At 66.0% G+C, this 8113-nt stretch carries 6 protein-coding genes and 3 pseudogenes; 7 read left to right on the plus strand and 2 right to left on the minus strand.

Annotation, left to right across the window (positions count from 1 at the left end):
* Window positions 1–264 precede the first annotated feature (264 nt).
* The 7 genes and pseudogenes from ABZ070_RS32445 to ABZ070_RS32475 form a co-directional block, all read left to right on the plus strand.
* Window positions 265–1446: an exopolysaccharide biosynthesis polyprenyl glycosylphosphotransferase gene (locus ABZ070_RS32445; protein ID WP_356639148.1), complete on the plus strand. Its 1182-nt coding sequence runs from the start codon at window positions 265–267 to the stop codon at window positions 1444–1446.
* 321 nt (window positions 1447–1767) lie between these two features.
* Window positions 1768–1902: a hypothetical protein gene (locus ABZ070_RS32450; protein WP_356639150.1), complete on the plus strand. Its 135-nt coding sequence runs from the start codon at window positions 1768–1770 to the stop codon at window positions 1900–1902.
* 100 nt (window positions 1903–2002) lie between these two features.
* On the plus strand, window positions 2003–2401 hold the full coding sequence (locus ABZ070_RS32455) for a hypothetical protein (RefSeq protein WP_356639152.1): 399 nt from the start codon (window positions 2003–2005) through the stop codon (window positions 2399–2401).
* Window positions 2402–2521: 120 nt separating this feature from the next.
* Window positions 2522–3301, plus strand: a pseudogene (locus tag ABZ070_RS32460) (IS481 family transposase); the annotation flags it as partial.
* Between the two features lie 534 nt (window positions 3302–3835).
* Entirely contained in the window at window positions 3836–5638 is a 1803-nt protein-coding gene (locus ABZ070_RS32465) for a reverse transcriptase domain-containing protein (RefSeq protein ID WP_356639154.1), read from the plus strand.
* 105 nt (window positions 5639–5743) lie between these two features.
* A pseudogene (locus ABZ070_RS32470) lies at window positions 5744–5914 on the plus strand (integrase core domain-containing protein); the annotation flags it as partial.
* A gap of 92 nt (window positions 5915–6006) precedes the next feature.
* A pseudogene (locus tag ABZ070_RS32475) lies at window positions 6007–6104 on the plus strand (IS5/IS1182 family transposase); the annotation flags it as partial.
* 182 nt (window positions 6105–6286) lie between these two features.
* On the opposite strand, the gene ABZ070_RS32480 reads toward ABZ070_RS32475, so the two are convergent.
* The gene (locus ABZ070_RS32480; RefSeq protein ID WP_356639156.1) at window positions 6287–6664 is read right to left on the minus strand and encodes a transposase; all 378 of its coding nucleotides are present in this window, start codon (window positions 6662–6664) and stop codon (window positions 6287–6289) included.
* A 9-nt stretch (window positions 6665–6673) separates the two neighbouring features.
* On the minus strand, window positions 6674–7777 hold the full coding sequence (locus ABZ070_RS32485; RefSeq protein WP_356639158.1) for an IS110 family transposase: 1104 nt from the start codon (window positions 7775–7777) through the stop codon (window positions 6674–6676).
* Window positions 7778–8113: the final 336 nt, after the last annotated feature.

The raw sequence follows: 8113 nt of genomic DNA on the forward strand, positions 1-8113 counted from the left end.
CAGCAGGTCTGCGCGAGCGTGCGCGGCCTGAGCAACGGCAGCCACACCATAAAGATCAAGAAAGTCGACGGCACCGCCATGTCCCTCGACGCCCTGCAGACGATGGGGAGATAAATGAGATTGTTCAGTGTGGCCACTGATCGGGTGATGGCTTGGGGGGCGTGATGGGAGAGGCCCTCGAGTTTTTGAGCAGGATGTCTGACGTCCGCAGCTCTTCGACGCGGGGGCCTCGTGATTCCCTATTCGAAAAACGGATAGGCATTCGTGCCGAAAGGCGATGACTGCACCGGAAGTGCGGTGGCGGACCAAGGGGGCGGCATTGGGTTTTTCGAAGCTGCAGGGTACCTGCTGGTGCTCTGCATGGTGCTGACCGTGATCCGGTGCAAGCTGATACACCGATACCTGAAGGCCATGCACCGTCGTGCGCAGTCGCTGCGCCGGGTGCTGATCGTCGGGGAGGCGGGCGATGTCGACGTGCTGCTGGCGGAGCTGGCGCACTGCACCGACCACGAATACGTCGTCGTCGGCAGCTGCCTTGTCGGGGAGGAGGTCATCGACTCGGGGCTGACCGTGCCTGCCCGGCTCGCCCCCGCCGGTGACGCCCTCGAAGGGCAGCTGGACTGGGAAACCGTACTGCAGTGTGCGGTTGGACTCGACGCCGATCTGGTCCTCCTGGCGCCAGGCCGCCGGATGTCCAATGAGCGGGTACGTCGGCTCGCCTGGGCCCTGCATGACGCGGACTTAGATCTGGCCGTACTTCCACGGCCGCTCGATGTGTCCCGGCGGCTGGCGAACGCGGCGGGCCTGAGAGTGCGGCATATCGCCCCGGCGGCGCGGCGAGGTCGTCTTCAGGTACTACTGAAGGAGGCCACTGACCGGCTGGGGGCGCTGCTGCTGTTGGTGCTGCTCTTCCCAGTGTTCGTCGTAGTGGCGGTGTTGGTGAAGGTCTTCTCCGGCGGGCCGGTGTTCTACTGGCAGATCCGGGTCGGCCGGGACCTCATGCCGTTCCGAATGTGGAAGTTCCGCACGATGGTCGTCAACGCCGACCGGATGCGGTCCGCTCTGGAGTCGGCGAACGAGCACGACGGCGCGATGTTCAAGATGCGGCGGGATCCCCGGGTGACCGTGGTGGGGCGTGTGCTGCGCCGCTTCTCGCTGGATGAACTGCCGCAACTGTTCAACGTACTGGCGGGTCATATGTCGCTGGTTGGTCCGCGGCCGCCAGTGCCCGAAGAAGTCGAGCGGTACGATGAGACGGAACTGCGCAGGCTGAGCGTCAAGCCGGGGCTGACTGGCCTGTGGCAGATCAGCGGGCGATCCGATCTCTCCTGGGACGAGACCGTCGCACTGGATCTGAACTATGTGGACAACTGGTCCTACGCCCGCGACATCGAGGTGCTGGTGCGTACCCTGCGCGCCGTGGTGGATGGGCGCGGTGCGTACTGACCGGGGCGGATCCCAGGTGTAGGGGGCGGTGGCGCCTCGCCGAGAGGCGGACGCGGCCGGTACTCCGCGGGGCCGGCGGCCTGGCAGGTTCCGGCGCCGACCACCGAGCCTGGTAAGGCTGGGCGATGCCCTGGGCCAGCGGTATGGTGGGCCCAGCCCTGCGCCCTCAGCTTGCAGATGTCGCGAAGCTTGCGCGGGGTACCGTCGGGGCGGGACGAGTCGACGGAGATCCGTCCCTCGTAACCCCACGAAGGAGACGATGCAGGAGGCGAGACGGTCAGGTCCTCGCCGCAGCCCCACGTTGACCTGGTCGTCTAGCTCATGGACCGGCAGCAGCAGCTCGCAGGCCGCGGCCAGGTCGTCGACGTGCAGGAAATTCGCGCCGGTGCTGTCATCCGGCGAGCCCGCCGGATGACCGAAGTGACGCTCGCCGAGCTGGGCGCATCGGTCGGCTAAAGCGCCGCCTCCCTCTCCCGCATGGAACCGGGGGGTGCCCCTGTCTTTGGTCAAGCTGGTCGGGTGTGGGTTCGGGGCGTCTAGAACGATGTGTCCGTGCATGCTGATGGTCAGGTGGGCGAGGGTGGCTCCGCGGAATGCTGACGACGGCCGTCCGGTGAACATCGTTCCTTCCGTCTGCGGCGGATGCGGCGGGCGCGTGTTCGTCGTGCTCATTGACGATGTCGAGGGCAGAGCCGAGCGGGTGTGCGCTGGGTGCGGCGGCCGCGCGATCATCGCGGATAGCGAGGAGTTCTCGGAGGACTCGGATCCTGGCGGGGCTGGCTGCCCGTGCGGGAGCGAGGAGTTCGAGAGTGCGGTCGCGTTCTCGCTCGCCAGCGACGGGTCGGTCCGCTGGGTGACCGTTAGGCTGCGGTGTCAGAAGGACGGCGCTGTGAGGGTCTATGCCGACTGGAAGATCGGCTATGGCCCCACGGATCACCTCCTGACCATGGTCTAGGTGTTCTGTCCGAGGAGGTTGTGGACGGGTGAGCCAGGTCTCGGCTGAAGGATCTTGAACAGGTGAGGGCCTTCCGGTTCGGTGTGGATTGCGACGTCTACACCAACCAGAAAGGCCCTCGTGGTCCACCGTAATGCACCCCTGACCGAGACCGGACGCCTGCGTCTGGCCCGCTGCGTGGTCGAGGACCGCTGGCCGTTGCGGCGGGCCGCTGAGCGCTTCCAGGTCTCACCCACCACGGCCCAGCGATGGGCTGAGCGCTACCGGCAGTTCGGCGAAGCCGGCATGTCCGACCGTTCCTCCCGCCCGCACACGAGCCCGCGCCGGACCCCGACCCGCATCGAACGCCGGATCATCAAGGTCCGTGTCCTGCGCCGGTGGGGCCCGGCACGCATCGCGCACCTGCTTCACCTGGTGCCCTCGACCGTGCACCGCGTGCTGACCCGATTCGGCCTGGCCCGGCTCACACACCTGGACCGGGCCACCGGCCGGGTCATACGCCGCTACGAACGCGCCAAGCCCGGCGAGCTGGTCCACGTCGACATCAAGAAGTTGGGCAACATCCCCGACGGCGGCGGGCACAAGGTCCTGGGCCGCCAGGCTGGCCGTGCCAAGCGGTCCAGCGTCGGTTACAGCTACCTGCACACCGCCGTCGACGATCACTCCCGCCTCGCCTACAGCGAGATCCTCACGGACGAGAAGAAGGAGACCGCCACCGGCTTCTGGACCAGGGCCCACGCCTTCTTTGCCCAGGCCGGGATCACCGTCGAACGGGTGCTGACCGACAACGGCTCCTGTTACCGCTCACGCGACTGGCGCGACCTGCTGGCGGCAGCCGGGATCGCCCATAAGCGGACCCGGCCCTACCGGCCGCAGACCAACGGAAAGGTCGAACGCTTCAAGTGCGCCACGAGGCGCTCTGTCGTATCCCCGGCATAGCCGGGAGGAACTCGAGAGGAGGTTCCTGGGCCTAATGGCTTACCTGGATCCGAAAGGTGAAGGGGACCAGAGCATGCCAGGAAACCAGCAGCCGGGTCCAGACGTCAGGGACGGTGTGCTGGGAAGGCCCGCGTGATACGGCGAAGGCTCTACCGCCTGAATCCCAATCTCCAGGAGATGGAAGTTCACATCCGCCGGAAAGACGCCCGAAACCGGCGCCAGCCCTGCGGAGGCCGCGTTGAACGGACTCCGCAACTCTCGGGGCCAGGAGCGATGCCCAATGAGGGCATTCAAGGAGATGAGTGGGGCGCCTAAGTCACGCTATGACGTGCGACGGAGACGAACGTGGGATCGCCTAACGGGCGCGAGCCCCATGGCGACGGAGGCCCCGTAGTAGTCGCCGGAGTCACGACCGGCCAAGGAGGACGGGAAAGCCGTCCGCATCGGGCGAAGGGGGCCAGGTGATCGGACACCCGAAGTCGGGAGGTATGCGAAATGCAGAGCGCCGAAACGGTGCTGGGTGTCCTGCGTGAGCGCGGCAGGCACGGTCTGCCGTGCGAGGAACTGTATCGACAAATGTTCAACCCGCAGTTGTATCTGCTCGCTTACGGGCGTCTCTACTCCAACAAGGGGGCGATGACGCCGGGGGCTACGCGGGAAACCGTGGATGGCATGTCGATGGGACGAATCGACCGCATCATTGATGCGATGCGCCACGAGCGCTATCGGTTCCACCCCGCCAGGCGAGTTCACATCCCGAAGAAACAGAGCGGGAAAACTCGGCCTCTCGGCCTGCCTACTTGGTCGGACAAGTTGGTCGGCGAGGTGGTGCGGCTCCTCTTGGAGGCGTATTACGAACCGGTCTTCTCCGACAGATCCCACGGATTCCGCCCCCGGAAAGGCTGCCACACCGCACTGCGCGAAGTGGCCAACACCTGGACGGGGACGACCTGGTTCGTCGAGGGCGACATCGCTGACTGCTTCGGGAGCCTCGACCACGAGGTCATGCTCCGGATCCTGGGCGAGAAGGTTCACGACAGCCGGTTCCTGCGGCTAGTACGGAACATGTTGACGGCCGGATACCTGGAGGACTGGACCTGGCACGCGACGCTGAGCGGAGCCCCGCAAGGCGGCGTGGCCTCACCGGTCCTGTCCAACATCTACCTGCACAAGCTGGACACCTACGTCGAGCAGATACTCATCCCTGAATACACCCGAGGCAGGCTCCGTGCACGCAGCACGGAATACCGCCGGGTCGAATCGGCAATCGTACGTGCCCGCCGAAAAGGTGACCGTGCCAAAGTGCGGTCGCTCTACCGGAAGTTGCACAGCCTCCCCAGTCAGGATCCCAATGATCCTGACTATCGGAGACTGCGATACGTGCGTTACGCCGATGACACCCTCCTCGGGTTTGTCGGGCCAAAGGCCGAGGCCGAAGAAATCAAACGGCGGCTTGCGACGTTCCTGCGTGAAGACCTCAAGCTGGAACTGTCGCAAGAGAAGACGCTGATCACCCACGCCCGAACGGGCAGGGCTCGATTCCTCGGCTACGAGATTTCGACAGCGAGCACAGACCGCAGAACACGACGGCCGTCCGCGACGGACCGGCGTAATCGCCGGTCCGTCAACGGAACGATCGCCCTGCAGGTGCCTGCCGACGTGATCAAAACAAAGTCCGCTCCCTACATGGCACGCGGAAAACCCGCATGCCAGAACTCACTCGTGAACGAGACCGACCACGTAATCGTCGGGAAGTTCGCCATCGAGTACCGGGGCGTCGTCCAGTACTACCTGATGGCCGGCGACGTCTTCCGACTTCACCGCCTGCGCTGGGTCATGGAGACCTCCATGCTCCGGACTCTGGCGCGAAAGCACGGCTCGACGGTGTCGAAGATGGCGGCCCGTTTCAAGGCCAAAGTCCAGACGCCCCATGGGCCGCGCACCTGTTTCGAGGCTCACATGCCTCGGGACAACAGGAAAGAACTGGTAGCCCGATTCGGAGGGATTCCCCTCAAGCGGCAGAAGACGGCGGAACTGACCGACCGTCTGACAGGTCCCGCCTATCCCCATAAAGAGCTGATCCGTCGGCTCCAAGGGAATCGGTGCGAAGTCTGCGAACGGACAGGTGAGGTGGAAGTTCACCACATCAGGTCACTCAACGACCTCGCCCGGCTGGATGGGCCGTCCCCCGATTGGATGAAAATCATGGCGCGGCGCCGACGCAAGGCCCTCGTGGTCTGCGGCGCCTGCCACGAACACATCCACACCAGGAAGCCGAGCACGATGCTCACGCAGTAGTCACTGGAGAGCCGGATGCTCGGAAACGGGCCCGTCCGGTTCGGAGGGAGGCCGAGCGGAAAAGGCCCTGCCCAGCAGGGACCTCGCCGCTCGGCCGACCCTACCCGCACCCTGCTCGACGAGTGGGCCTACACCCGCCCTTACCGCTCAGAGCAGGAACGACGCGACGCCTTCCCCGGATGGCTTCACGCCTACAACAACCACCGCGGACACACCGCGCTGAAAGGCCACCCACCCGCCAGCCGCGTCCCCAACCTCACGGGTCAATACACCTAGGTCTGCGGAGTGGCCGCCCGAACAGGCTGCGGTTCGTAGAGGTTCCGTCCCGGAGCATCGCGAGGAGGACATCTGCCCCGCGCCGGGCGACCAAAGCTCCCTCCGGCGGGGAGTGCGCAGGCAAAAGCTCGGTCGACCGGTCCGAGCAAGGCACGAAGCGCTCGCGTTGACCGAGGCGCGGGGCATACCGCGGGTCCGCCGAGCCCGCCCCGCCAACGTCCGCGACCACACACCCTGCTGCCCGCCACCCTTGATGCCTACGCCGGCAAGCAGAAGGCCCTCGGGCCTCAGCCGGAGCGTCCGAGGCCGCCTCGCCAGCTTGGCCACCACGATGGCGGCCAGCTTCCTCCGGAGACAGCGGTGTGCTGTGCCTCAGCGGCCTCGATCGCGATGTCCGCAACCGGGCCGGAGTTGCGGACATCGCACTTCTTCAGTCAGGTCACGAGCCTGTTCTTCCCGATTCGTCGCAGGGCGGCCGGGGTCTGATCGCCCGTCAAGAGCACCAGGGGCTTTGGAGATCTCGTAATCGAAGGCACGTTCCAGGGCGGGGAAGTATTCCAGCATCTGGCCCGCATCCTGTTGATCGCCCGTGCGGTCCGCGGTCAGATCCAAGCGGCGTGAGGTGAGAATCCGCAGATCGACGGTATTGTCGTCACCTCGGTGCATCAACTGAAGATCACGGCGCAAGCGCGCCTGGTCGGCGATGACGACGGCGTCCTTGGCGACGCTCCTATAGGTCAAGTTGATCATGTGTTGGTGTCATGCGGCTGGGCTGAGGGAGGGAGCTCGCTGTGGCCGAGGAACAGCACTGTTTGCGCTGATCAGGGCCTTGAACACTTCGCGTGCAAGGTAGCGTTTCAGGCAGCGGACGATCTCGGACCTGGTCTTGCCTTCAGCGGTGCGACGGGCGGCGTAAGCCCGTGCTCTGGGGTCGTAACTGAGGCGGTTGATGGCCAGCATGTAGAGAGCTCGGTTCGCCTCCCGGTTGCCGCCGCGGTTGAGCCGGTTGCGGTTGGTCTTCCCGGAGCTGGCGGGTATTGGGGCGACGCCGCACATGTGGGCGAAGGAGGCTTCGGAGCGCAGGCGGCAGGGGTTGTCGCCCGCGGCGACCAGCAGGGCGGCTGCGGTGTCGACGCCGACCCCCTTGATCTGCATCAGGTCAGGCGCGGCCTGGTGGGCGAGCCGGTCGATCTGCTGATCCAGCGCAGAGATCTCCTGGGCGAGTTGCTGGTAGCGGACCGCCAGGCTTTTGAGAGCCAGCTTGGCAGCGGCCTCAAGAGAGTCGACGGTGCCGGGGCGGAATCTGGCCGCAGTGGCCACCAGCTCTGCCAGGGACAGGCCGCGGAGGCGGTCCCGCAGCTCCTGCGGGGCGGTGACGACAACGGCGTGGAGCTGGTTGGCGGCCTGGGTACGGCCCTTCATCGCCGAACGGCGGGCCAGCCGCAGCGTGCGGATCATCTCCACCGGACCGTCCTGGGACTTGGCCTCGCCCATGACCGTGCCTGCCTGGACCGCGCGGGCGGCTGCCTCGGCGTCGATGGCGTCATTCTTGCCGCCCGCCCGGCGCCGAGTCTGGCGGCTCGGCCGGATGACCTCCACCGCGTCCATGCCCTTGCGGCGCAGGTAGCGCGTCAGTCCGGCCCCGTAGGCACCCGTTCCCTCGACCCCGAAGCGGTCAGGTGTGCCCAGCCTGCGTACCCACTCAAGAAGACGGCGGTGTCCATGCCCTGTGGTGGGAACACTGAGCACGTCCAGCTTCCGGCCGAACTGGTCCAGCGAGACAGCGACATGCACGTCCACGTGCGTGTCGATGCCCACGGTGACCAGAACCTCGTCAACCTCTGCCACCCCGACCTTGCCCACCCTCACTCCTTGCACCGTGCCGTCAGGAAGGCGGTGCCGGCCGGAAGAGCGCGGGCAAGACTGCGATGGGATGCCTCATGCCCCTATCAGGCCACAGCGCACCCGACCGACACCGCGAAGCGGTGTCCCCCAACTGGCCGACGCGTCGCTAACAAGGCACGAAGCCGATCTGTCTTTGGGTCCGACCAGCCGGAGAACACCGCGACCACGATGATGCTCCCAGTCCGTCTTCCCCTCGCCCCTAGTACTGCAACGGTTCTTGTCGTGACGGTTTGACCGTGTGCTCGTTGAGCTGTTCATGGGTGGGGAACGTGCTGAGGTCCGATGGTGGGCGGG

Origin of the sequence: Streptomyces sp. NPDC006283, from assembly GCF_040613325.1 — a bacterium.
GTDB lineage: Bacteria > Actinomycetota > Actinomycetes > Streptomycetales > Streptomycetaceae > Streptomyces.